We start from the raw sequence: 24,884 nt of genomic DNA on the forward strand, positions 1-24,884 counted from the left end.
ATTCGCAACTCCAAAGGGCGCAGCCTTCGCTGTGCCCTTTTCACATTTCACAATTATCGAAAGCATAACGAAAGAATTCGAAATCAAAGATGACAATTCGAAGAAATTCGAATAGAGCTGCTCGGCGAAAGGACCACACAATGGATTCCACGACGCGTCAAAGCGCCATTCTCGAACAGCTGAACACACAGGACCGGGTCGAGGTAGAAGAGCTCGCAAACCTATTTGGCGTCTCGTTGCAAACCGTGCGCGCTGACCTGCGGGATCTGTCCGCGCGCGGGGCACTGTCGCGCGTGCATGGCGGGGCTGTTCGGGTGAGTTCAGCCGCCAATCGTGCCTATGCGGATCGGCGGCGCCAAAATGCTGCGGCGAAACAGGCCATGGCGGCAATGGTGGCGGATCTGATCCCTGACAATTGCTCGCTCGCGCTCAATATCGGCACCTCCACCGAACAGGTCGCACGGGCTTTATCCGGGCATCGCGGCCTCACTGTACTTTCCAACAATATTAACATTATCAATATAATGATGGGTGGTGAAGCCAAGGAGTTGATCCTGGCAGGCGGCACCGTCAGGCAAAGTGACGGGGCCATTGTCGGCGAAGACGCGGTGGAATTCATTTCGCGATACAAAGTCGATTTTGCCATAATCGGCGCCTCGGCCTTGGATGCAGACGGTGCAGTTCTGGACCATGACGCCCGTGAAGTTTCTGTGGCGCGCGCCATTGTGAAAAATGCCCGCACGCGAGTTCTGATTTGTGATGGCAGCAAGTTCGCCCTCTCCGCACCTGTGCGTATTTGTGACCTCTCGGATCTTGATGTCGTGGTCACAGATCGCGCGCCCCCTGCCGAATTCATCAAGGCGGCCCGCGTCGCAAACACCCGTATCCTCAGCACCGCAGATCGCACCGACACAAACGAAAGTCGCGAAAATGAATGACCCCAAAATTACCGACCTCTTTATCATCGGCGGCGGCATCAATGGCTGTGGCATCGCCCGCGATGCGGCTGGACGCGGATTGTCGGTCACCCTGGCCGAAATGAATGACCTCGCCTCGGCCACCTCCTCTGCGTCGACCAAGCTGTTTCATGGCGGGCTGCGCTATCTGGAGTATTTTGAGTTCCGCTTGGTGCGTGAGGCCCTGATTGAACGCGAAGTGCTGCTGCGCGCCATGCCGCATATCTCCTGGCCGATGCGGTTTGTGCTGCCTTTTCACCGGGACATGAGGTTTGACGGTGACACGCCTACGTCGAAACTGCTGACCACCTTTATGCCCTGGATGAGGGGACGCCGCCCGGCCTGGCTGATCCGCCTGGGACTATTTCTTTATGACAGCCTTGGCAAACGCGGCATTTTGCCGGGAACCCGTACCGTTGACCTGACGACGGATCCGGCGGGCAAACCTCTGAAGAACAGATTCAAAAAGGCATTCGAATATTCCGACTGCTGGGTTGAAGATGCTCGGCTGGTGGTCCTGAACGCGCGCGACGCCGCAGCGCGCGGCGCCCGCATCATGACCCGCACAGAAGTGCTGAGCGCCCAGCGCAAGGCCGATTACTGGGTCGTCACGGTAAAAGACCACGCCAGCGGTGAGGTCACCGAGCATCACGCGCGAATGCTGGTCAATGCGGGCGGTCCCTGGGTGGCGAACCTGCTAAGGCAAAAACTGGGACAGAACAGCCGCGAGACGGTACGCCTGGTGCGCGGCAGCCATATCGTGGTGCCAAAACTGTTTGACCATGGGCGCTGCTACTTTTTCCAGGGGGAAGATGGCCGCATCATCTTTGCCATTCCCTATGAGGAAGATTTCACCCTGATCGGCACCACGGATGCGGATCACCCCGATCCGGAAACAGCCCCCCAATGCACACCTGACGAGCAGAAGTATCTGGTCGATTTTGCCTCGCAATATTTTGAGAAACCACTGAACCAGTCTGATATTGTCTGGACCTATTCCGGGGTGCGCCCGCTCTATGATGACGGGGCCAGCTCGGCCACGGCAGCGACCCGCGAATACGTGCTGACACTGGATCAAGCACAGGCACCACTGCTGAATGTTTTTGGCGGCAAGATCACCACCTATCGCAAGCTGGCCGAGGCCGCTTTGGCCAAAATCGGCGCGGCTCTGCCCGGCGTTTCGGGAAACTGGACCGCAGGTGTCCCCATGCCCGGCGGGGATTTCGCGGTTGAGGATGTGTCAAAGCTGACGGCGAAACTGGCGCGTGACTACCCCTTCCTGTCGGCCTATGCGACCCGGCGTTTGATTCGCGCCTACGGGCTGGAGGCCTGGGAGGTGCTGGGGGATGCCAAAACCGCGGCCGATCTGGGCGAGGATTTTGGCGCCACCATTACCGCGCGGGAACTGGACTGGGTAATTGCCCATGAATGGGTCCGCACGGGTGAAGATTTCTTGTTGCGGCGTACCAAGCTGAACTTGCGACTGGATGATGCTCAACGCGCAGCGGTGAACAGCTATGTGGCCGGACATGTGGCAGGGCTAGCCGCGTAGCTGAAAGGGGCGCCCGGCCTAATGGCCGGGCAAACCAATTAAAATTCAACGCCCTTTTGCGCTTTTACACCAGCACGGAAAGGGTGCTTGATCTGGCCCATTTCGGTCACCAGATCGGCGATCTCGATCAGCTCTTCCTTGGCATTCCGACCGGTTAGCACCACATGGGTCATTGGTGGCTTTTCTTCCACTAGGAACTCCAGCACCTCATCCAGATCCAAGTATTCATAGCGCAGCGCAATGTTGATCTCGTCGAGCAGCACCATGGTGTTGCGCTCGTCGCGGATCATCTCCTTGGCCTTTTCCCAGCCCTTTTGCGCCGCGGCAATATCTCGCGCCTTGTCCTGGGTCTCCCAGGTGAAGCCCTCCCCCATGGCATAGAACTGGCACAGATCACTGAAATTCTCTTCGATCAGGGTGCGTTCACCGGTCTGCCAGGCGCCCTTGATGAACTGCACCACTGCCGAAGGCATGCCATGGGCAATACAGCGCATGATCATGCCAAAGCCTGAGCTGGATTTGCCCTTGCCGGGGCCGGTGTGGACGATGATCAGCCCCTTTTCACCATCCTTGGTTTTCATCATGCGGTCACGGGCGGCCTTCTTCTTGGCCATCTTGGAGGCGTGACGTGCCGCTTCCTTTTCTGAAATGCCGGTTTCGGACTTCTCACTCACGGGGTTCACTCCTGCTGTTTGAGCAAGTCTTGACAAGGAAGGCCCCAATAGCGCAAGGGGGTTTTCGTTGGTTCCTGCAAATTGCAGGCGAAGAGGGAATGTGACAGGCTCGAAAGCGCATAAGCGATCGGGTTTCAAGCACAGCCGCCCCCGCGACCGTGACCGGAGAGGTCTCTGATGCCACTGGGCCCGTGAGTTTCACGTCCCGGGAAGGCAAGAGTACCGCAAGCAGGCTTCAGGCCTGTTGAGATCCGCAAGCCGGGAGACCTGCCAACGAATGAGACAACGGGCGGACGGGGTGTTTCGCGACTGGTTGTGGGAGTGCGAATATGCCTCCCCCTACTGGCCCAGCCCCGATCCGTCACCACAAAGGACGCGCGCGCTGATGGCTGAAGATATGGCGGATCCCCCTGCCCTGAATACCGCAGAAGTCACCCTGACGATTTGCACCACCTGTCGGCGCGAAGACGTTGACCCCGAAGCGACGCGCCCCGGTGCCATCTTAATGGCCGCGCTGGACGAGGCCACTCTGCCCGCCGGTGTCACTGTGCGCGGTGTTGAATGCCTGTCAGCCTGCAAACGTGGCTGTGCCATGGTGCTGACCGGCGGCGAAAACCGCTGGAGCTACATCTACGGCGATCTTGACCCTGCAGCCCATGTCGATGACATTCTGGCCGGGGCCGCCGCCTATGCCGCCACGACCGATGGCCTGGTCCCCTGGCGCGAACGCCCGCAGGTGTTTCGCAAACAATCCATCGCCCGCATTCCCCCGATCAAACTGCCTTCCAAGGACGAATAAGCCATGAGCGACCTTAACAAAATCCCCGTCACCGTCATCACCGGCTTTCTGGGTGCGGGTAAAACCACGCTGATCCGCCACCTGATGCAGAACCCGCAGGGCAAACGTCTTGCAGTGCTGGTCAATGAATTTGGCACCGCAGGTGTCGACGGTGACATCCTGAAATCCTGTGCCGATGAGAACTGCCCGGAAAACAACATCGTTGAGCTGGCCAATGGCTGCATCTGCTGCACCGTAGCGGATGATTTCATCCCCACCATCGAAGCCCTGATGTCGCTGCCGGAACAGCCAGAACACATCCTGATTGAGACCTCTGGCTTGGCCCTGCCCAAGCCCCTGTTGAAGGCCTTTGACTGGCCCGCGATCCGCTCGCGCATCACTGTTGATGGCGTCATTGCCCTGGCAGATGCCGAGGCCGTGGCTTCGGGGCAGTTCGCCCCTGACCTGGCCGCTGTTGAAGCCCAACGTGAGGCGGATGATAGTCTCGATCACGAAACCCCACTGTCCGAGGTTTTTGAAGATCAAATCTCCTGCGCCGACATCGTTTTGCTATCCAAGGCCGATCTGGCTGGCGAAGCAGGACTGGAAGCAGCGCGCAAGGTGATCGAGGCCGAAGCGCCGCGCCAGCTGCCTATCCTGCCGATGAGCGAGGGCGTGATTGATCCGCGCATTATTCTGGGTCTGAATGCCGCCGCCGAAGACGATCTGGAGGCTCGCCCCAGCCACCACGATGGTCATCACGACCACGAGCATGACGATTTTGAAAGCATTGTTGTCGAAATGGGCGAAGTATCCGACCCAGAAGCGCTGCAAAATGCCATCGTGAAACTGGCCCGCGAACGCAATATCCTGCGTGTCAAAGGCTATGTCGCAGTGGAAGGGAAGCCGATGCGTATGTTGGTTCAGGCCGTCGGCGAACGCCTGCGGGCACAATATGACCAACCCTGGGGTGATGCACCGCGTCGCACCCAGCTGGTGGTGATTGCCGAACACGACAATATCGACGGCGCCGCTATTCGCGCCGAACTCGGGGCCTGAACGCCATGGCTCTGCGCCCGACATGCCAATCTCTCATGCGGAAAGGATCGCGCCCGGCCAAGCCTGGGCGCAGTCGCGCCCGCCATGAAGGCGGGTCGGGCGCGATCCAGAGCTTTTGCGATGGAATCGAACTCTCTTTTACTCCGCGAGGCAAAGCCTGATGCATGTCGTCTTTCGCGAAAACCATGGGCTGGATGAAACCGATACCCCGCAGGATTTGGGGCAAACGCCTGCAGATCTTGTGGCGCTGTCGTTTTCCGACAGCGATCTCGGCGCTTTTGCGGCGGGTTGGCATCGTGCCGACGGCAAGCTGCCCTCGCTGCGGCTGGCCAATCTGGTTGCCCTCAAACATCCCCTGTCCGTAGACACCTACGCCGAACAAACGCTGGACGGCGTCAAAGGCATTCTGGTGCGCCTTATCGGTGGCGAAAGCTACTGGTCCTACGGACTGGCGACACTGCAGGATCTGGTGCGCCGCCGCGGCATTGCCCTAGCCATCCTGCCCGCAGATGGCCGCGAAGACCCGCGCCTGGATGAGCTTTCGACCCTGCCGGTTTCCACGCTGCGACGCCTGCAAGCCTTATGCGATGCTGGCGGTGCCGTTGCCGCGCAGGCCGCGCTGGCGCAGCTGGCGCTGGCGGCCGGGCTCTATGCCGGTCCGGTACTCGGACTGAAAACCACGCCAACCCACGGATTCTATGACCCCGAAAAGGGTGTGATCGCAGCCCTGCCGCAGGATGACGCCCCCTTGGTACTGGTGAGCTTTTACCGCTCCTACCTGACGGCGGCCGATACCGCGCCGGTGGATGCCCTGATCGCTGAGCTGCGCGGGCGTGGCTATGCCGCCTATGGTGTCTTCGCCGCCAGCCTCAAAGCGCCTGATACGGCCAGATGGCTGCGGGAACACCTACCAGCGCTGGCACCGGCCTCGATAATCAATGCCACCGCTTTTTCCGCGCAGGGCACCGACGGCAGTGCCTCGCCGCTAAACACCACCGGCTGTCCAGTGTTTCAGGTCGCCCTGTCGACCGCGCGCAAAAAGGACTGGGCCGAGGCCGCTCGCGGATTGTCGCCCGCCGATCTGGCCATGCATGTGGTCCTGCCAGAGGTCGACGGCCGCATTCTGGCAGGCGTGGTCAGCTTCAAATCGCCGGGCAAGAAGGACCCGGATCTACAGTATTCCCGCTTTGCACATCGCGCCCAACCAGATCGCATCAAGGCGGTTATCGATCGGGTCGAAGGCTGGCTGCAGCTGGCCACTTTGAAAACCACCGAGAAGCGCCTGGCACTGGTTCTGTCGACCTATCCCGGCAAGGGCTACAATCTCGCCCATGCCGTGGGATTGGATGCGCTGGCGTCATGCACGGAAATCCTGCGCGAACTCAGCGCTCAGGGCTATGCTGTCACGCCGCAAGACGATATTGGCCCCCGCCTGATGAGCGAAAGTATCAGCCTGCCCCTGGCAGATTACCGTATCGCCCTGACGGCCCTACCGTCCGCGCTGCGTGATCCGCTTGATGCGGCATGGGGTGCGCCAGAGGAAGACCCCGATTGCCAGAATGGCGCCTTTCGTTTCAAGGCCATCCGTGCTGGCAAGGCCTTGATCGCGCTACAACCCGAACGCGGAGAGGTGAAGACCCGCGTTGATGACTACCACGATCTGGAGCGCACGCCGCGCCATGCCTATGTCGCCTTCTACCTGTGGCTGCGTCAGGAGATCGACGCCCTCGTCCATATCGGGGCCCACGGTACATTGGAGTGGCTGCCCGGTAAGGCCGTTGCCCTGTCACAGGACTGCTGGCCCGAGGCGCTGACCGGATCGCTGCCAGTGGTTTACCCCTTTATTGTCAATGACCCCGGCGAGGCCGCACAGGCAAAACGGCGCATCGGGGCTGTCACTCTGGGTCACTTGCCACCGCCGCTGGCTCTGACAACCCTGCCCGAGGGCATGGGTCGGCTGGAAAGCCTGCTGGACGAGTATTCCACCGCTGACGGGCTGGATCCGGCACGCCGGGATCGCCTGATCGACGATATCCGCGCCGAGGCTCAAGGCACCGGAGTTGAGGCCGATCTGGGTCTCACGCCCGACAGCTCCGCTGCAGAAGCCATCACCCGCATCGATGCTTTTGTCTGTGACATCAAAGAAAGCCAATATGGCGAGGGCTTGCATATTTTTGGCACTGGCGAAAGTGGCGAGAGCGAGCGCGCCGGGCTTGTTGCAGCACTGAGCGGACAGTTGGTGCCGCCGGGTCCGTCCGGCTCTCCCTTTCGCGGGCGCCGTGATGTTTTACCCACCGGGCGCAACCTCTTTACCACCGACCCACGCGCGGTGCCCTCACGGGCGGCGCAGGCGCAGGGGGTCAAGCTGGCGGAAGAGTTGCTGCGCCGCCACCTGCAGGACCATGGCGACTGGCCGCAGGGTCTGGTGATAGATCTCTGGGGCTCAGCCACTATGCGCACGGCCGGTGAAGAATTTGCCATGGCGCTGCATCTGGCTGGGCTGGCTCCCAAATGGGATGAAAACTCGGAACGCGTCTCAGGCTTTGAAGTGCTGCCTCTTTCGATGCTGGGGCGCCCCCGTATCGATATCACTCTGCGTGTCTCCGGCCTGTTTCGCGATGTCTTTCCCGGCCTTGCCCAGATGTTCGATGCCGCCGCCGCAGCACTTGGTGCCCGCGAAGAGGCCCTTTCTGACAACCCCTATCTGGCCCAGGCCCCGCGTGTCTTTGGTCCCAAACCCGGTCAATACGGGTTATCTATGGGGGCTCATATCGAAGACTACAGTGACGAGGCTCGCGCAGCGGCTGGCGAAGCCTGGCTGGTCGCCTCCTCGCATGCCATCGATGCCAAGGGTGAAATATCCGAAGCCCGTGAGGCACTTGAGGATCGACTGAAGACCGCAGACAGTTTTGTGCATCTACAGGATCTGCCGGAAACAGATGTTCTTGTCGCCTCAGACTATGCCGCTCATGAGGCAGGATTTGCCGCTGCGATGGCCCGTCTCGGAGAAGCAACCCCCACGCTCTACCATCTGGATGCCACCCAACCGGATCGCCCAAAGGCGCGCTCACTGGGCGAAGAAATCGCCCGTGTCACCCGCGCCCGGGCGATCAATCCCGACTGGGCCACAACGATGATGAACCATGGCTTTCGCGGCGGTGCAGAAATCGCCGCGACGCTCGATCACATGGCGGCCTTTGCCCATCTGGCGCAAGTGGTGCCTGCGCATCTGTTTGATCTCTACTTTGAGGCCACATTGGGTCGCGAAGACCTCGTCGCCTTCCTTGAGGCAGAAAACCCCGCAGCCCTGCAGGCGATGCGCGACAGATTCCGCACTTTGGCCGAGGCTGGTCTTTGGGCGACGCGGCGCAATTCGATCATCGCCACGCTTGAGGGGGCCGCATGAGCTGCCCGCCCCTCAAAAAAGCACTACAGGACAAAGCCTCTCCGGACGGCGTACCAAAGGTCTACGGCTGGTGCCCGGGGGCACTGCGCCCGATGATGTCCGGCGACGGATTGGTGGTACGCATTCGTGCCCCTCTGGGGCGGCTTAGCCAGGAACATGCACGCGGCCTTGCACAGCTCTCGCAGCACTTTGGCAATGGGTTGATAGACCTTTCGGCCCGTGCCAATCTGCAAATGCGCGGCGTAGCGCCAGACCAACATGCGACTCTCATTCAAGGGCTCCGCGGCCTTGATCTGGTGGATCAGGACGCCGCAGTTGAAGCCCGGCGCAACCTGCTCCTGACCCCATTCTGGAAAGTTGGAGACGACAGCCACCGGATCGCCTGCGATCTGGCGCAGGCCCTTTCCCAAGCGCAAGATCTAGACCTGCCGGGGAAGTTTGGCTTTGCGATTGATTGCGGCAACCGGCCTGTCCTTGCAAATGCGGCAGCAGATATACGGCTTGAGCGACAGGGAAAACAAATCCTGTTGGTTGCCGACGGCGCCGACAAAGGCCTGCCTGTCAGCCCGGAAGACGCAGCCGAAGCAGCTATTGCGCTTGCTCGCTGGTTTCTTGCCCAGGGCGGCGCGCCTGAGGGGCGTGGCAGAATGCAAACGCTCATTGCACGCCGCGGGCCTCCGGCACCGCATTCCTCGCCGCGGGCGACCAGCGCGCCCCAGCCGCCTTTGGGCTTCAGTGCCACTGGTCGCCTCGTTGCACTGGAATTTGGACAGATCCGAGCCGAGGCGCTTGCAGCGCTGGCTGAAGCCGGAGCGCTGCGCCTTACACCCTGGCGCATGCTGTTGGTTGAGAACGCACAAAACCTTGCCCCACTGCCCGGTCTGATCCTGGATGCAACCGATCCCCGCCTGCAGGTGAGTGCGTGCACCGGGGCGCCCGGCTGCCTGCAGGCGCTGTCGGCCACCCGCGATCTGGCCCGCGATCTGGCTCCGCATCTGCCCAATGGCGCGCATCTGCACCTGTCGGGCTGCGCCAAGGGCTGCGCCCATTCCGACAGTGCCGATCTGGTCTTGACTGCCACCGGCCCCGATACTTTCAACCTGATCCACCATGGCAAGGCCGGGGATCAGCCGCTAAAAGAAACCCTGAGTGCGGACACATTGCGTGCCACACCCGCAATTCTGACAGAGGGCAGCTGACATGCTCCATACCTATGAAACCAACGGCGCCGCCATCTATGCCGAAAGCTTTGCCACCATCCGCGCCGAGGCCAATCTGGCCCGGTTCAACAAGGATGAGGAAAGCGTTGTTGTGCGCATGATCCACGCCGCCGGCATGGTCGGCCTAGAAGAGCACGTGCGCTTTTCCCCCGGCATGGCCGAGACCGCCCGCGCCGCGCTCTCAAAGGGCGCGCCAATCCTCTGTGATGCCTATATGGTTTCAGAAGGCATCACCCGCCCGCGCCTTGCGGCAGATAACGAAGTCATCTGCACGCTACGTGACCCCAAGGTGCCCGATATGGCCAAAGAGATGGGAAACACCCGCTCTGCCGCCGCGCTGGAGCTGTGGCGCCCCAAGCTGGAGGGCGCAGTTGTTGCCATCGGCAATGCCCCCACCGCCTTGTTCCATTTGCTAAACATGCTGAAAGATCCCAACTGTCCGCGCCCCGCAGCCATCATCGGCTGCCCGGTCGGCTTTGTTGGTGCGATGGAATCCAAAGAGGCCCTGATGGAGGATCTCCCCGTGCCCTCGATGATCGTCAAAGGCCGCCTGGGTGGCTCTGCCATAACCGTCGCCGCTGTCAACGCGCTTGCCAGCTGGAAAGAGTGATCATGAGTTCCGCAACAGGCTCCACAACAGGCAAAGTCATCTGCGCGGGCCTCGGCCCCGGTGATCCGGAACTGATGAGCGTCAAATCCTGGCGCGCCATTCAGGGCGCCGGCCATGTGGCCTATTTCCGTAAGGAAGGCCGCAAAGGACAGGCGCGCACGCTGGTAGACGGGTTACTGCCCGAGGGCGTCACCGAACATGCGATGGAGTATCCGGTCACCACTGAGATCCATTTCTCCGACCCCGAATACAACCGCATCCTGAGCGAATTCTATGACCGCTGGGCCGATACCCTGGCCGAGATCGCCCAAACTGAAAACGTCGTGGTCCTCTGCGAAGGCGATCCTTTCCTGTATGGCTCGTACATGCATCTCTATACACGTCTGCAGGGGCGTGCCGCGCAGGAAATCATTCCCGGCATCACCGGCATGTCCGGCTGCTGGACGGCCTCGGGGCAACCTATCACCTGGGGTGATGACGTGGTGACCGTGGCCATGGCCACCCTCAGCGAGGACGAACTGGTCCAACGCGCCACCGAAACGGATGCGCTTGTGGTAATGAAGATCGGCCGCAACCTGCCAAAGCTGCGCCGCGCGCTGGAGCGCGCCGGAAAACTGCAGGACGCCTGGCTGGTGGAACGCGGCACCATGCCCAGCCAGACCGTGCAAAAACTCACCGAGCTGACAGGCGACGTGCCCTATTTCTCGATCGTGCTGGTGCACGGACAGGGGCGCAGACCATGACACAAGACGCTGCAAACGGCTGGGTCAAGATCGCAGGCCTCGGCCCCGGAAATGAAGCCATGGTGACGGCTCAGGTTCAGGAGGTACTCGCCGAGGCCACAGATGTGGTCGGCTATATCCCTTATGTGAAACGCATCCCCGAACGCCCGGGCCTGACGCTGCATGCCACCGACAACCGCGTCGAGGTGGAGCGCGCTACCCATGCGCTGGAAATGGCCGCCGCAGGCAAGCGCGTTGTGGTCGTCTCCTCGGGCGATCCCGGCGTCTTTGCCATGGCATCGGCTGTGTTCGAGGCACTGGAGGTAGCAAACAAACCGGACTGGCTGAATCTGGACATTCAGGTATTGCCCGGCATTACCGCCATGCTGGCCGCCTCGGCCCGGATTGGCGCGCCCATGGGGCATGATTTTGCCGCCATCAACCTCAGCGACAATCTGAAACCCTGGTCACTGATCGAAAAACGCCTGCGGCTGGCCGGGGAAGCCGGTTTTGCCATGGGGTTCTATAACCCGCGCTCCAAATCACGGCCGCACCAGTTTGCCCGCGCGCTGGAAATCCTGCGCGAAGCCTGCGGTGGTGAGACACTGATTTCCTTTGCCCGCGATGTCTCCAAACCGACCGAAGAGATCATCACTGTCACCCTCAACGAGGCGCGGCCAGAAATGGCGGATATGCGCACCGTGGTCATCGTCGGCAACAAGGACACCCGTCGCATTGGCGCCCATGTTTACACGCCGCGCTACGCGTCAGACGCATGAAACAGCCAGGCCATAACCTCTGCCAGATCGCCCAGCACCTGCCGGGTCGGCAGCTCGGGTCTGTTGATCATCACGATCGGCAGGTCCAGCTTGCGTGCGGCGGTGAGTTTGGCCATGGCCCCCGTGCCGCCTGCGTTCTTGGCCACAATATGGGTGATGCGATGGTGCCGCAGCAACTCCAGATCGCCCGCCAGATCAAAGGGGCCACGCGCCAGTTCCACCGCGCAGTCGGGCAGCGGCAGCTCCGTCTCCGGTGCATCGACCAGTCGCAGCAGATAGTGATGCTGCGGCTTGACGGCAAAGACATTCAGGTTCTGTTTACCGATGGCCAGAAACACCCGCATGGGCGTCTCGGGCAGTGCCGCAACGGCCGACGCCATGTCGGCGACATGGATCCAGCGGTCTCCTTCTGCAGCCTGCCAGGCTGGGCGTTCAAACGCACAAAGCGGCACGCCTGTCGCGTCACAGGCAGCAATGACATTCCGGCTCATCTGCGCGGCAAAGGGATGGGTGGCATCGACGACATGGGTTATGGCTTCGGCGCGCAGGTAGTCGACAAACCCTGCGACCCCGCCAAAGCCGCCCACGCGAGTGGGCAGAGGTTGCGCCACTGGGCTATGGGTGCGCCCCGCATAGGAAAACACCGCATCCGCACCGGCCTCTGCCAGCGCTCTGGCCAGTCTCGTGGCCTCGGTTGTGCCGCCCAAAAGAAGGGTGCGTGTCATGTCTGATCCTGCTCCGAAACCTGCAAAGGAGCCCTGGCTCACGGTGATTGGTCTGGGCGAAGATGGACTGGCAGGCCTCTCGGAGGCAAGCCGCAAAACGCTGGCAGCGGCCAAAACCATTTTTGGCGGACCGCGCCATCTGGAATTGGTCGGCGCAGGTGATCGGGGCCAAGCTTGGCCCGTGCCGTTTTCCACCGCACCTGTATTGGCCTTGCGGGGACAGCCCGTGGTGGTTCTGGCCTCGGGGGATCCATTCTGGCACGGCGCTGGCGGGTCCCTGGCACGCGATCTTGCCGCTGATGAATGGACCTCACACCCGGCGCCATCGGTGTTTTCGTTGGCGGCCAATCGCCTGCACTGGAAAATTGAGCAGAGCCTCTGCCTGGGCCTACACGCTGCGCCCTTTGAACAGCTGGTGCCGCTGCTTGCGCCGGGGCGTCAGATCCTCTGCACCCTGCGTGACGGGGCCGCCGCCGCTGAGCTTGCCGCATGGCTGACCACACAGGGGTTTGGAGCCTCAGAGCTATCTGTACTGGAACGGCTTGGTGGCGCGCAGGAATGCATTCGCAAAACCACGGCAGACGGATTTGACCTGACGGATGTTCAAGCACCAGTTGCCATGGGTATCCTCCCGGCGGGCCGCAAGGGCTTGCCTCAAGCTTCCGGGCTTGCAGACGCGCAGTTCGCCAGCGACGGGCAGATCACCAAACGCCCCATTCGCGCCCTTACCCTTTCAGCTCTGGCACCGCGGGCGGATGAATTGCTGTGGGATATCGGCGGTGGCTCGGGCTCTATCTCAGTCGAATGGTGTCTTGCAGCGCCCGGCGCCCGCGCCATCACGTTTGAGCCACGTGCAGCCCGGCTGGAAAACATTCGCACCAATGCCACCTGTTTTGGTCTGTCCCGCCACATGGCCGCGGTCCATGGCAAAGCCCCCGAGGTGTTAACTGGCTATGAGCTGCCCGATTGCGTCTTTATCGGTGGCGGCGGATCACAAGCCCTGCTGGACCATCTGTGGATGATCTTGCCGGAAGGCACGCGTATTGTGGCCAATGGTGTGACGCTCGAGACCGAAACCCTGCTGATGCAGGCCCATGCCCAACACGGCGGGCACCTGCTAAAGGCGGAAATAGCCGAGGCCGGGCCTTTGGGGTCGATGCGCGACTGGCAGCGCGCCCGTCCTGTTATCCAGTGGAGCGTCACCCGATGAAGGTTGCAGGCATTGGATTTCGCGCCACCGCGACCCTGGCTGATCTGCGCGCGGCATTGGCCCTTGTCGGCACCCAGCCCGATGCGCTGGCCTCTGTCACTGACAGGGCAGACATGCCCGCGCTGAAACAGCTGGCCAAGGAGATGCAGCTGCCCCTCTTGGCTCTTGCTGAAACCGATATCGCCGGCGAACAGACCCTGACCTGTTCGCCCCGCATCAAGGCGCGGTTTGCCACCGGATCGCTGGCCGAAGCCTGCGCCCTGGTGGCGGCCCGCAAAGGAACACCGGGCATGGCGCCCGCGAGATCGCGCCTGATCGCCCCAAGAAGTGTCACCGCGGATGGGCTTGCCACCGCGGCTATTGCAGAAAGACTTGAGCCATGACCGTTCACTTCATTGGCGCCGGCCCCGGTGCTGCCGATCTTATCACCCTACGCGGACGCGACCTGATCGCCGCCTGCCCGGTCTGCCTTTATGCTGGCTCTCTGGTGCCAGAGGCCCTGCTGCAGCACTGCCCCGAAGGCGCAAAAATCGTCAACACTGCTTCGCTGTCCCTGGATGAGATCATGGCAGAGATCAAAACAGCCCATGATGCGGGGCATGACATTGCCCGGCTGCACTCCGGTGATCTGTCGGTCTGGTCAGCACTTGGCGAGCAACTGCGCCGCCTGCGCACGCTGGACATCCCCTATGATATCACCCCCGGTGTGCCCGCCTTTGCCGCTGCCGCGGCCACCCTTGGCGCTGAGCTGACGCTGCCCGGTGTGGCACAATCGCTGGTGCTGACGCGCACCTCCGGCAAGGCGTCGGCCATGCCCGACGGTGAAACACTGGAGAACTTTGCCCGCACAGGGGCGACACTCGCCATCCACCTCTCGGTGCATGTGCTTGAGGACGTGATTGCGCGCCTGACACCGAGCTATGGCGTGGACTGCCCAGTAGCTGTGGTCTGGCGCGCCACCTGGCCGGATCAAAAGGTGGTCAAAGCCACCCTTGGCACCCTGGAAGAGGCCACCGATGGCCTGCGCGGTCGCACGGCGCTAATCTTGGTAGGTCATGCCCTTGGTAATGAAGACTTTGACGAAAGCTGCCTTTATGCGCAGGATTATGACCGCCGCTACCGACCACAAAGCGCCGATAGCCAATGGGCAGACTGGAGCGAAGGCGATGACTGATCAGTTTCCAAATGGCTTCCCTCCGGGGCTGATGATTTCAGCGCCTGCCTCTGGCACCGGCAAAACCACCGTGATGCTGGGCCTTTTGCGCGCACTGGCCGAGGATGGCCTGAAGGTGCAGCCCTATAAAAGTGGTCCCGACTATATCGACCCGGCTTTTCACTTTGCCGCCGCCAAACGCCCCAGTTTCAATCTTGATACCTGGGCGATGGATAGCGGATTGCTTAATGCGGTCGCCGGACAGGCTACAGGAGCTGAGATCTGCATTGGCGAAGGCTCGATGGGGCTGTTCGATGGCGTTGCTACCCGTGGCCAGACCGGTTGTGGGTCCTCCGCTGAAACCGCCAAACGCATGGGCTGGCCGGTTGTGCTGGTGATTGACGTGGGTGGTCAGGCGCAGTCTGCCGCCGCCACCGCACTGGGGTTCAAATCCTATGACCCCGACGTGCCATTTGCGGGCGTGATCCTCAATCGCGTGGCCAGCCCCCGCCACGAGCGCCTGACCCGGCTCGGCATGGAGCGCGCAGGCGTCAAGGTGCTCGGCTCGCTGCCGCGTCGCGGCGATCTGGCCCTGCCCGAACGCCACCTTGGCCTCATTCAGGCGGTTGAGCACCCCGATCTAGAAGCCGCAATCGCGGGCTATGCTACCTTCCTGCGCGACCATGTCGACCTGGAAGCCATCAAGGGTGCCGCCATGGGCGCCGCCGCCCCTGCCCCCAGCACCCTGCCAAGCCCCCCGGCACAGCGCATTGCACTGGCGCGCGATGCTGCCTTTTCCTTTACCTATCCGCATCTTTTGACCGGCTGGCGGGAAGCAGGCGCAGAAATCCTGCCCTTTTCGCCACTGGCGGATGAAGCCCCAGCTGCCGATGCCGATCTGGTCTGGCTGCCCGGCGGCTATCCCGAGTTGCACGGGGGTACCCTTGCCGCTGCGGAGAACTTCCGCGCGGGTCTGCGCAAACACGCGGAAACCAAACCCGTACACGGTGAGTGCGGTGGTTACATGGCTTTGGGTGAAGCCTTGATCGACAAGGAAGGCAACCGCCATCAGATGGCAGGCCTTCTGGGATTGGTCACCTCCTATGAAAAGCGCAAATTCCACCTTGGCTATCGCCGGGCAGTGCTGCAGGCACAGATGCCCGGCTTTGATACAGGTGCGGCCCTGCGCGGCCATGAATTCCACTATTCGACCATTCTGGATGAACCCGACGCGCCACTGGCCCAGGTGATGGATGCCGATGGCAACCCGGTGCCGGAAACCGGATCGATCAAGGGCCATGTCACTGGCACCTTCTTTCACCTGATCACCGGAGAAGGCGTATGAGCGGATTTGTCAGCTTTGTCTCGTCAGGCCCGGGCGATCCAGAGCTGTTGACCGTCAAGGCCGTGAAACGTCTGGAAACTGCAGATGCGGTGCTGTTTGACGATCTGTCCTCTGGGCCGATCCTGACCCATGCCCGTTCTGATGCCGATCTGGTGGGCGTGGGCAAACGCGCCGGGCGCCCTTCGCCGAAACAGGATCATGTGAGCCAGCTGCTGGTGGACTACGCTCAGAACGGCCTGAACGTGGTACGCCTGAAATCAGGCGATTCAGGCGTCTTTGGCCGCCTTGAGGAAGAGATCAGTGCCCTGCGCGCCGCCGGTATTCCGTTTGAGATTGTGCCCGGTGTCACCGCTGCCTCGGCCGCCGCTGCTGCCGCCAATATTCCGCTGACGCGTCGCCTGACGGCCCGACGGATGCAGTTTATCACCGGCCATGATGTCACTGGCGGGCTGCCCGACAGTCTCAATATGACCGCGCTTGCCGATCCGGACGCCACGACTGTGGTCTATATGGGTAAACGGACCTTTGCTTCCCTGGCGGAAAAGCTGGTCGAGGCGGGGCTGCCATCAGAAACCCATGCGCTGGTTGCCCTTGGCGTGTCGACCCCCGACCAACAGCTCAGCTGCCATACGGTCGGAGAGCTGCCACAGGTCCTGCGCCAAATGGAGACCACAGCCCCGGTGCTGATACTTTATGGACCCTTGGCGGATTCGGATCTGCCCGCTCTCGGATGAACCTATGACTGGCCCCACCCTGACCCTTTGCAACACCTGCCAGGGCGCGGATCCCACGCTGGCCCAACAGCTGATGGATACGCTGGCCGAGGCAGGCCAGAACGCAAAGGTGCAGCAGGTGGACTGCATGTCTGGGTGCAAACGCCCGCAGACGCTTTCGCTGCGCCAAAGCGGCAAAACGGCCTATCTCTTTGGAGAGATCACATCGGCCGATCTTGCTGACATCGTTACCTTGGTGCGATTGTTTGCAGACAGCCCTGACGGCAATTTTGCCGACGCCCGCCCATTGGGAGCACTGCGAATGAAGGCTATCGCGCGAATCCCTGCCGATATAGGCGCGCAAGCATACTGAAACTTCTGTCGATTTGGCCGCACAAAAGTCGCATCCAACCTTATGCAGGCCGGATTCAAACTTGACCCCCAGACACATCAAAGGGCACAACAGACAGACATGGTGTCCAACGATGCAAAGCATCAGGGCTGAAACGGGAATGAGGAATGGTGGACCCAATTGCGGCACCGAGACCTCGACCGCCCCCGCGACTGTGAGCGGCGAGCGGTTTTTCATCACCCACTGGTGGCTGGTCTGGCCACTGGGAAGGGGAAAAGCTGCTGAGACCTGCGAGTCAGGAGACCGGCCATGTATGGGACGCAATTTTTGCCGTCGGGTGTGACGGTATGGAGAATGATATGACGACGAAGACACTGAAAACATCTGTTTCTGGCACGCGCTTCATGCCTGCTCTGTTTGCCGTGATCCTGGGCCTGGGTGTTATCACCCTCACCGGTCACGTACAGGCCTCCGCGCTGCATGACGCCGCACATGACGTGCGTCACGCCACCGGCTTCCCCTGCCACTAAGCAGATGTTCAGCCGAATTTTGACCAGCGCGTTGTTCGCTGGTGCTGCAGCAGGGGTGTTGATCGCCTTGCTGCAGCTTCTTTTTGTTCAGCCTGTGCTCTTGCATGCCGAACTATATGAAACAGGGGCGCTGGTGCATTTTGGCGGCACCGCTGTCTCTGCCCATCCCGAGCTGCCTAGCTTTGACGCCGTGCGTGATGGTCTCAGCATTGTTTTCACCATGCTCACCTACACCGGCTATGCGCTGGTGATGGTTGCACTGATGTCGATGGCTCAGAATCTGGGCCACAGCATCACGGCACGCAGCGGGCTTCTCTGGGGGATTGCGGGTTTTGTCACCTTCCATCTGGCGCCAGGGTTTTCGCTGGCCCCGGAAGTGCCCGGTGTCGCGGCAGCCGATGTCGTGGAGCGTCAGATCTGGTGGAGTGCAACTGTTGCCGCCGCCGGTGTGGCGATGTGGCTGCTGGCCTTTGGTGGCAATATGGTCAGCTATGCAATCGCAGCTGCCCTACTGTTGCTTCCTCATCTGGTTGGCGCCCCGGAGCCCGATACCTTTGCAGGACCGGTTCCGACCGAAATTGGCGCTCTTTTTGCCGCGCGTGCCTTTGGTGTTGGCCTCGCAGCATGGAGCCTCTTGGGCTGTTTTGCCGGCTATTTCTGGAACCTAGAAGAAATATCTGACGCCACCACGTAACTCAAACTTCAGCTCCTGCCCGGCAGAATGACGCAAACCTTGACATTGCGGCTGGGCAGGGGCCTTCTAGTCCCAAAGGATACTAAATGTCGCGTCCCCTCGCTCTTTTTGCCATCGGTCTCGTCTTTGGGGGGGGAATCGGCTTTGTAACCGCCGCCGGCAATGGCGTGACCTTCACCGGGCATGACCACTCCGACCCTGCTCAGCATGGCACCAGCGCAGAGCAGCATGCAGCAATGGGGCATGCTGAACAACATGGAGCAGCCGGGCAAAAGGCCGAGTTGGCAGCCCACAACCATACCAAAGCCATTAACTTCCCGGCCGGGCCTGATGCGCCTGGTCTCGAGGTCGCCGTGATCAAGGACCGCATGGCAGGCTGGAATCTTCAGGTCGTGCCGCACAACTTCCGTTTCGCTCCTGAAAATGCCTCTTCGCTTGATAATCCCGGTGAAGGCCACGCACATGTCTACGTCAATGGCAGCAAACTAGCCCGGCTTTATGGCACTTGGATGCATCTAAGCGAACTACCCAAGGGCAAGGTTGAGGTCAAAGTCTCGCTCAATACCAATAGCCACAGCACCCTGACGGTTGACGGAAAAGCTGTGGATGCAAGCGTTACCGTCGACAATCCCTAGTCTGCATCAAGCCCCGAGATACGGTCGGCGACGCCACCTACTTTGCGCTGATCTTTGGAGCACATTGGTTCAGAAACCAGCCAATTCAGAGACCCGCCCGCTCTCCCCCCCCTTTAAGAGACTGCCGCCTAAGATCCCGGCCAGAACGCCCGCATTTGCGTTCGTTTTCCTGTCCCCCCTGCGGCTTTGGCGCGCGGTGACGCAAATGAACAAGAAACGCCGCCTCCTAGGAATTGACAGAGCAAGCCAGTTCGTGACACCTCTCTGACCATCGACGGTTCCATTGGGGTCTCAGACCCCTGGATGAAAAGGGAATACGGTGAGGTGTAGCCAAAAGGCGCCAAAACCGGAACTGCCCCCGCAACTGTGAGCGGCGAGCCATCGGGAACAGCCACTGATCTGCACAGCAGATCGGGAAGGTCCCGGCCCGGCCCAGACCCGCAAGTCAGGAGACCTGCCGTTGCGAGCTGGCACCCCCAGCTGTTCATAAACCCAATAAAATGTCGCCGGGGAGGCGACAGGGAGACAGACCTATGCATATCGAACCCGGCGTCGTCGACGGCGCAAAAATGACCTTGGCCTATGCGACTGCCGCAGGGGCCGCGACCTATGCCGCAAAAGAAACCTTTGCGGATCTGCGCAACAGCAGTCTCGCCTCATACGCCGCGCGCTCAGCGATTGCCGCTGTTGGCGTGTTCCTCTTCTTCGAAGTGCTGCCACATTTTCCGGTTGGTATCTCCGAGGTCCATTTCATCCTCGGCTCCACCCTGTTTTTGATCCTTGGCGCCGCCCCTGCCGCCTTTGGTCTGGCCGCGGGCCTGCTGATTCAAGGCGCATTCTTCGCACCCAGCGACCTGCCGATGTATTTCGTGAACCTCACCACCCTTTTGGTGCCACTGTTCGCACTGCACGCATTGGCTAGCCGTATTATCCCAGCAGGCACTGCTTATGTGGATCTGAAGTACAGCCAGGCGCTGGCGCTTTCGACTGCCTATCAGGGCGGTGTTGTCGCCTGGGTCGCCTTCTGGGCCTTTTACGGCCAGGGCTTTGGCGCCGAAACCATGACATCGGTTCTGACCTTTGGCGGCGCCTATATGCTGGTGGTGCTGATTGAGCCCCTCGCAGATCTGGCGGTTCTCGCCGCAGCAAAAGCGCTGCGTGGCGCCGAAAACAGTGGCCTAGTGACGCCCCGGCTCTACAAAGCGGCTTGATCCGGCAAGGCGCTATGATCGAGACTTGATAAAATCCGAACACGGCCCTATCGCGGGCCGTGTTTCTTTTTGGCAGGAGCCTCGCCCCATGATGAACAGCGGCAAGATCGAACTTTCCCTGATCGGTATTGGCACCGGCAACCCCCAGCATCTGACCTTGGAGGCGGTTGCGGAGCTGAATGCCGTGGATCTGATCCTGATCCCCAACAAAGGCGCTGGCAAAGACGATTTGGCGGGCCTGCGGCAAGAAATCTGCGCCCGCGCCATCTCTACACCCGCACCCGCTTCCGGCGCAGAACTGCGCACAGCGCCCCGTCCAGCGCCTCGTATTGTCGAATTCGATCTGCCGGTGCGAGATCCTTCCATCACCGACTACAAAGCACGTGTTGACCGCTGGCATGACGCTATCGCCCGCATCTGGCTCGAGACAATTCGCGCCAATCTGCCTACGGGTCTGGCCAGGGTCGGATTTTTGGTCTGGGGGGATCCTTCGCTCTATGACAGCACCATGCGCATTGCTGAACGCCTGAAAGCCGTCAGCGATATCAGACTGAAGATTTTTCCCGGCATCACCTCGATTCAGGCACTGACGGCGGCCCATGCAGTACCGCTCAATGAGATCGGTGCGCCCTTCACCGTCCCCCCCGGCCGTCAGCTGCGCGAGACCGGCTGGCCCGCCACTGCCGACACAGTGGTGATCATGCTGGATGGGGAGTGTTCCTTTCAGGCCATCGACCCCAAAGGCGTAGAAATCTGGTGGAGCGCCTATGCCGGCATGGAAAACCAGATCAGCCTGTCAGGTCCACTGGAAGACGTCGCACAACAGATCATCGCAACTCGCGCCAAGGCCCGGGCCGAGCATGGCTGGATCATGGATATCTACCTGTTGCGCAAATCCCGGATCTGAGCCTTCTCAGGCTCCCCCATAGTCAGGCCCGCGCAACCGGTCGCCCCGCCAGCCAGAGCGAGGAGAGCCCCGACAGGATGATGACTGCCAACCCGGCCAGTGCCACAGAATCGGGCAAATCACCAAAGACGACAAATCCAATAATCGTGGCGGCCAAAAGCTGGCTATAGACCAGTGGCGCCACAACATTGGCAGGCGTATGGCGGTTGACGCGCACCAATAGATAGTTGCCCGCCGCAGATCCCAAGGCGCTGATCAGGATCAGACTGGAGCCTTGCAGATCAAAACTCTGCGGCATGCTTGCAAAACAAAAGGGCAGCAAAACCACTCCCCCAATGGCCAGCTGCGAAAACAACAGCACGCGCGGTCGGTAGCGACCTGCAAGCCAGCGTGTCGCCACAAGGAACGAGCCGTGAAAGCAGCCCGCCAAAACCGCATACCCCATGCCAACCTGCATTCCGAACCCCGGCCTGACCACCAAAAGCACCCCGCCAAAGCTGACCAGCAACATTGCTGCCCGCCCCAGGCTCGCCCGTTCTTTGAGCAACAGGGCCGACAGGATAAATGCAATGATCGGCCCGACGAAAAAACCGCCAAAGACATTGGCGATCGGCTCGGTTTTCAGGGCGGTGAGGATACAGGAAATTCCGCCCACGATCAGCAGCGCCCGCAGGATGATGCGCCAATCCACAAAGGCACGCAGCTCTGCCCTTGTCAGACCTGAAAATGGCAACATCACCAATGCTGCCACTGCAAACCGCGCCCATGCCACAAAAATCGGATTAAAGCCGTCCGCAGTCAGCGCCTTACCGGCAGCATCACCAATTACAATGAGGGTCATCGCCAGCACGACCGCGCCTAATGTTTGCATCGAAATATTGGGTGTCATGACAGTTTCCTGAAGGTCTGTGATCTGAGAGTGCAATGCGCAAGGAGCGGAGGCTTCACCCCAGCCAATCCTTGCGCAGGATGGCATCGCGCAGCGCTATCAAATCCTCACGCAGCTGTGTCAGGCTGATGGGGCCACCCAGACAGACGCGCAGCGCCTCTTGTGGCTGATCCGATACCGCAAAGGCATCGCTTGGCATGATGCCGATCTGACGGTTGGCCATCCGCCCCATGACTTCGGCCCGATTGGTGCCGCGGGGCAACTCGACCCAGAGATTAAAAGCCTCCGGCGCGCCTTTTACAAAACAGCCTGTCAGTATTTCCTCCGCCAATGCCTGCCGTTCAGCCGCAGCACGGCGCACAAAGTTCTGGATTTCTGTGGCAGTGCCATCCTCGATCCAGCGCCCCATAAGCGCCAGACTAATGGGAGAAGCCATCACATTCATGCTACGCAGAGCCTGAGAAAACCGCCCCATTTCGGCCCGCTGCGGCACCGTGGTATAGGCAAGTCGCAACCCGGCACCGAAACATTTGGAAATCCCCGCCACATGCCAGGCCAGATCCGGCAACTGATGGGACAGGGGCTGCGGCGCATCGGAAGCGACGAACCGATAGGCGTCATCCTCGATCAGTTGCAAATCAAAACGCTCCAGAACCTCGGCCAATTCGGCGCGGCGCCCGGCTGTCACTGTGGCTGTGGTCGGATTCTGCAATGTCGGATTGAGATAGAGCGCCGCAGGCCAGTTCTCCTTGATGGCACGCTCCAACGCATCCGGTTTCACCCCTTCGGCATCACTCGGCACCCCGACCAGTTTAAGGCCCAGCCGGACAGCGATGGAGCGGATGCCGGGATAGGTCAGGGTTTCGCACAGGACAGTTTGACCGGGCTCCGTCAGAAGTGTCAGAATCGCGTAGATGCTGGCATGTGCACCCGGGGTGATAGCAAAGCGCTCTGGTTCAGAAGTCATTCCATTTGTCTGCATCCAGTTGCGGGCAATATCGCGATCCGAAGCACTACCGATTACGGATTGATAGCGTAACAAAGGCACCAAATTGGCCGACACATGCGTCAGGGCCTGACTCATGCGGGCAACCAAACCCGGATCATCCGGCTCCGGCGGCATGTTCATCATTGGATCTTCTTCCAGAACCCGGCGTGGGTCGGGCTGTTCGGCTTCTACCGGCAACACGCCTGGGGTTTCTGGGTGGCGCACAAAAGTTCCGCGACCGACAAAGCTTTCGATATCCCCGCGCCGCACGGATTCTGCATAGCCTCTTGATACAGTTGAGAAATCAACACCAATTTCCTGGGCGATACCACGTTGCGGCGGCAAGCGGTCACCGGGTTTCAAGATCCCGGCTTCGATATCAGTGCGAATGGCCTCGGCGATTTCGAGATAGCGGGGCTTGCCTGATGTCAGGCCGGACATCAACAGCGTCGGGCTCCATTGCTTCATCGCGACTCTCCCCCAAACGGTCCGTTAGCACAGCCCCGGCCTCTGTGGATCGGCGGCTCTCATTTGATCACAATAGCAGAAGCTCGCAAAAATACAATCAGATTGATCGGATCAATGATTGCATTCAATTTCAGATCAATCTACACCGCCAGCATCAGCAGGGAGTCACCATCATGACAAATGCCAAGCTCACAGATGCCGGATCCGAAATGTCGCAATCGCAACTGGAGGAAAGTCCGCGCGACTGGAAGCCAGCGATCCTGCGCGGGTTGCGGCTGCGTTGTCCCAAATGCGGCGAAGGCAAACTCTTGCGCAGCTACCTAAAGGTCAAAGACAGCTGCGATTGCTGCGGCTTGGAACTGCACCACAATCGAGCCGACGACGGCCCTGCCTACCTGACCATTCTGCTTGTCGGGCACGTTCTGGGGTTTGTGCTGCACATTGTTTACACCAGCCTTCGTCCCGACCCGCTGACCCTGGCATTGATCATGTCTGCCGTGACAATCACTGCTTCGCTTTGGCTTTTGCCCCGCATGAAAGGCCTAGTCGTCGCCTATCAATGGGCCAAGAGAATGCACGGCTTCTAGCAAAACCGCTCCCCAACAGACCTTGATGCCTCAATCCACGGAGGCATATACACAGGCCCGCCCCTACGAGACCAAATGGCATTGCCCGGCACCTGGAGCCAAGTATCTCCTGTCTACCTCCCGTCACCCGGAAGCATAGCTTTATCCTGGCGGCGGTTATTTTTTACGCAGCGCTCACGAATTGCGCCCAAAACTGACGGCAAATGAGGGAAAACCTCTTGGAATTCAGTTTGATATCGACCGGTGCCGCCCTATAAAATATATGTGTGTTGTGGTTTTGATTGGGTGTGTTTCGGGGTGCCTGTAAGTAAACTCTATATTGCTGATGACAATGCCGATTTTGCTGGCTACCTCGCCACGGTTGCTGAGCGACAGGGATGGTCGGTCGAGATTTTTGCAAATGGCAATGAGCTCGTGAAGGGACTGATGTCAGAGACCTGCCCAGCCGTGGCACTTGTGGACATCCATATGCCAGAATTAGACGGCATCGAAGTCATCGAGCTTTTGGTGGATATTGATCGGCCACTTCGGTTCAGATTCATGACCGGCGGCGCAGATGCGCCGATGCTGGCGGCTAAGCTCATGGCGCGGGCCAGAAATCTGGCTGTAGGGCGCAATCTCTACAAACCGGTTGAAATGGAAACATTGAAACGGGTTCTCGACGAAGAACGAAATGCTCTTCTGGCACTCGCCTCCTGACACGCGCCTGCAGGCACATCCT

The 24,884-nt window shown here is 60.5% G+C and carries 26 protein-coding genes and 3 riboswitches; of the genes, 22 read left to right on the forward strand and 4 right to left on the reverse strand.

Translation table 11 applies throughout. From position 1 onward, the window contains the following. Positions 1-140: 140 nt before the first annotated feature. The gene (locus PH5382_RS09580) at positions 141-938 is read left to right on the forward strand and encodes a DeoR/GlpR family DNA-binding transcription regulator (protein WP_058334154.1); all 798 of its coding nucleotides are present in this window, start codon (positions 141-143) and stop codon (positions 936-938) included. Next, complete coding sequence (gene glpD, locus PH5382_RS09585; RefSeq protein WP_058334155.1) at positions 931-2,508, forward strand: glycerol-3-phosphate dehydrogenase; 1,578 nt, start codon at positions 931-933, stop codon at positions 2,506-2,508. The genes PH5382_RS09580 and glpD overlap by 8 nt, the downstream gene beginning before the upstream one ends. Positions 2,509-2,546: 38 nt before the next feature. Here the strand turns inward: glpD and cobO are convergent, their stop codons facing one another. Next, entirely contained in the window at positions 2,547-3,182 is a 636-nt protein-coding gene (cobO, locus tag PH5382_RS09590; RefSeq protein WP_058334156.1) for a cob(I)yrinic acid a,c-diamide adenosyltransferase, read from the reverse strand. 51 nt (positions 3,183-3,233) lie between these two features. After that, positions 3,234-3,472, forward strand: a riboswitch (cobalamin riboswitch). Between cobO and PH5382_RS09595 the strand changes: the two genes are divergently transcribed. From PH5382_RS09595 to cobJ, 7 genes are all read left to right on the forward strand, one after another. Then, positions 3,460-3,981, forward strand: coding sequence for a DUF1636 domain-containing protein (locus PH5382_RS09595; protein WP_306341245.1), 522 nt, complete (start codon positions 3,460-3,462; stop codon positions 3,979-3,981). (Overlaps the previous riboswitch by 13 nt.) A 3-nt stretch (positions 3,982-3,984) precedes the next feature. Further along, positions 3,985-5,019, forward strand: coding sequence for a cobalamin biosynthesis protein CobW (gene cobW / locus PH5382_RS09600; RefSeq protein WP_058334158.1), 1,035 nt, complete (start codon positions 3,985-3,987; stop codon positions 5,017-5,019). A 160-nt stretch (positions 5,020-5,179) separates the two neighbouring features. After that, complete coding sequence (gene cobN / locus PH5382_RS09605; protein WP_058334159.1) at positions 5,180-8,425, forward strand: cobaltochelatase subunit CobN; 3,246 nt, start codon at positions 5,180-5,182, stop codon at positions 8,423-8,425. After that, positions 8,422-9,624, forward strand: coding sequence for a precorrin-3B synthase (gene cobG / locus PH5382_RS09610; protein ID WP_058334160.1), 1,203 nt, complete (start codon positions 8,422-8,424; stop codon positions 9,622-9,624). The genes cobN and cobG overlap by 4 nt, the downstream gene beginning before the upstream one ends. Position 9,625: 1 nt before the next feature. Continuing rightward, positions 9,626-10,255 carry a precorrin-8X methylmutase gene (locus tag PH5382_RS09615; protein ID WP_058334161.1) on the forward strand — a complete coding sequence of 210 codons (630 nt, stop codon included), beginning with the start codon at positions 9,626-9,628 and terminating at the stop codon, positions 10,253-10,255. A gap of 2 nt (positions 10,256-10,257) precedes the next feature. Beyond that, a complete protein-coding gene (gene cobI, locus PH5382_RS09620; protein ID WP_058334162.1) occupies positions 10,258-10,998 on the forward strand; it encodes a precorrin-2 C(20)-methyltransferase in 741 nt (246 codons plus the stop codon). Next, on the forward strand, positions 10,995-11,756 hold the full coding sequence (gene cobJ, locus PH5382_RS09625) for a precorrin-3B C(17)-methyltransferase (protein WP_058334163.1): 762 nt from the start codon (positions 10,995-10,997) through the stop codon (positions 11,754-11,756). Before cobI ends, cobJ begins: the two co-directional genes overlap by 4 nt. Here the strand turns inward: cobJ and PH5382_RS09630 are convergent. Further along, positions 11,738-12,481 (reverse strand): cobalt-precorrin-6A reductase, encoded by a 744-nt coding sequence (locus PH5382_RS09630; protein WP_058334164.1) that lies wholly within the window; start codon positions 12,479-12,481, stop codon positions 11,738-11,740. The two genes, cobJ and PH5382_RS09630, sit on opposite strands and share 19 nt — an antisense overlap. On the opposite strand from PH5382_RS09630, the gene PH5382_RS09635 reads away from it, so the two are divergent. The 11 genes from PH5382_RS09635 to cobF all read left to right on the forward strand — a co-directional run bounded on the left by PH5382_RS09635 (position 12,480) and on the right by cobF (position 21,231). Continuing rightward, on the forward strand, positions 12,480-13,691 hold the full coding sequence (locus PH5382_RS09635) for a bifunctional cobalt-precorrin-7 (C(5))-methyltransferase/cobalt-precorrin-6B (C(15))-methyltransferase (protein WP_058334165.1): 1,212 nt from the start codon (positions 12,480-12,482) through the stop codon (positions 13,689-13,691). The two genes, PH5382_RS09630 and PH5382_RS09635, sit on opposite strands and share 2 nt — an antisense overlap. After that, positions 13,688-14,074, forward strand: coding sequence for a cobalamin biosynthesis protein (locus PH5382_RS09640; RefSeq protein ID WP_058334166.1), 387 nt, complete (start codon positions 13,688-13,690; stop codon positions 14,072-14,074). The genes PH5382_RS09635 and PH5382_RS09640 overlap by 4 nt, the downstream gene beginning before the upstream one ends. Beyond that, positions 14,071-14,865 (forward strand): precorrin-4 C(11)-methyltransferase, encoded by a 795-nt coding sequence (gene cobM, locus PH5382_RS09645; protein ID WP_058334167.1) that lies wholly within the window; start codon positions 14,071-14,073, stop codon positions 14,863-14,865. The genes PH5382_RS09640 and cobM overlap by 4 nt, the downstream gene beginning before the upstream one ends. Continuing rightward, positions 14,858-16,189, forward strand: a complete 1,332-nt coding sequence (locus tag PH5382_RS09650) for a cobyrinate a,c-diamide synthase (RefSeq protein WP_058334168.1) — start codon at positions 14,858-14,860, stop codon at positions 16,187-16,189. Before cobM ends, PH5382_RS09650 begins: the two co-directional genes overlap by 8 nt. Beyond that, positions 16,186-16,923: a uroporphyrinogen-III C-methyltransferase gene (gene cobA / locus PH5382_RS09655; RefSeq protein ID WP_058334169.1), complete on the forward strand. Its 738-nt coding sequence runs from the start codon at positions 16,186-16,188 to the stop codon at positions 16,921-16,923. Before PH5382_RS09650 ends, cobA begins: the two co-directional genes overlap by 4 nt. A 4-nt stretch (positions 16,924-16,927) precedes the next feature. Continuing rightward, positions 16,928-17,275 carry a DUF1636 family protein gene (locus PH5382_RS09660; protein WP_058334170.1) on the forward strand — a complete coding sequence of 116 codons (348 nt, stop codon included), beginning with the start codon at positions 16,928-16,930 and terminating at the stop codon, positions 17,273-17,275. Positions 17,276-17,358: 83 nt separating this feature from the next. After that, positions 17,359-17,581, forward strand: a riboswitch (cobalamin riboswitch). A 32-nt stretch (positions 17,582-17,613) separates the two neighbouring features. Next, positions 17,614-17,784 (forward strand): CbtB domain-containing protein, encoded by a 171-nt coding sequence (locus PH5382_RS19455; protein WP_082645619.1) that lies wholly within the window; start codon positions 17,614-17,616, stop codon positions 17,782-17,784. 4 nt (positions 17,785-17,788) lie between these two features. Then, on the forward strand, positions 17,789-18,478 hold the full coding sequence (locus PH5382_RS09665) for a CbtA family protein (RefSeq protein WP_058334171.1): 690 nt from the start codon (positions 17,789-17,791) through the stop codon (positions 18,476-18,478). A gap of 86 nt (positions 18,479-18,564) precedes the next feature. Beyond that, positions 18,565-19,113 carry a hypothetical protein gene (locus PH5382_RS09670; protein WP_058334172.1) on the forward strand — a complete coding sequence of 183 codons (549 nt, stop codon included), beginning with the start codon at positions 18,565-18,567 and terminating at the stop codon, positions 19,111-19,113. A gap of 258 nt (positions 19,114-19,371) precedes the next feature. After that, positions 19,372-19,590: riboswitch (cobalamin riboswitch) on the forward strand. A gap of 56 nt (positions 19,591-19,646) precedes the next feature. Then, positions 19,647-20,324 (forward strand): energy-coupling factor ABC transporter permease, encoded by a 678-nt coding sequence (locus PH5382_RS09675; protein WP_058334173.1) that lies wholly within the window; start codon positions 19,647-19,649, stop codon positions 20,322-20,324. 88 nt (positions 20,325-20,412) lie between these two features. Further along, a complete protein-coding gene (gene cobF, locus PH5382_RS09680) occupies positions 20,413-21,231 on the forward strand; it encodes a precorrin-6A synthase (deacetylating) (protein WP_231751840.1) in 819 nt (272 codons plus the stop codon). A gap of 22 nt (positions 21,232-21,253) precedes the next feature. Here the strand turns inward: cobF and PH5382_RS09685 are convergent, their stop codons facing one another. Then, complete coding sequence (locus tag PH5382_RS09685; RefSeq protein WP_058334174.1) at positions 21,254-22,120, reverse strand: DMT family transporter; 867 nt, start codon at positions 22,118-22,120, stop codon at positions 21,254-21,256. A gap of 55 nt (positions 22,121-22,175) precedes the next feature. Next, positions 22,176-23,576, reverse strand: a complete 1,401-nt coding sequence (locus PH5382_RS09690) for an aminotransferase-like domain-containing protein (RefSeq protein WP_058334175.1) — start codon at positions 23,574-23,576, stop codon at positions 22,176-22,178. A gap of 209 nt (positions 23,577-23,785) precedes the next feature. On the opposite strand from PH5382_RS09690, the gene PH5382_RS09695 reads away from it, so the two are divergent. Both PH5382_RS09695 and PH5382_RS09700 read left to right on the forward strand, forming a co-directional pair. After that, a complete protein-coding gene (locus tag PH5382_RS09695) occupies positions 23,786-24,163 on the forward strand; it encodes a DUF983 domain-containing protein (RefSeq protein WP_082645628.1) in 378 nt (125 codons plus the stop codon). Positions 24,164-24,406: 243 nt separating this feature from the next. Next, positions 24,407-24,862, forward strand: a complete 456-nt coding sequence (locus tag PH5382_RS09700) for a response regulator (RefSeq protein ID WP_058334176.1) — start codon at positions 24,407-24,409, stop codon at positions 24,860-24,862. Positions 24,863-24,884: the final 22 nt, after the last annotated feature.

This window comes from Phaeobacter sp. CECT 5382, from assembly GCF_001457775.1.
Taxonomy (GTDB): domain Bacteria; phylum Pseudomonadota; class Alphaproteobacteria; order Rhodobacterales; family Rhodobacteraceae; genus Pseudophaeobacter.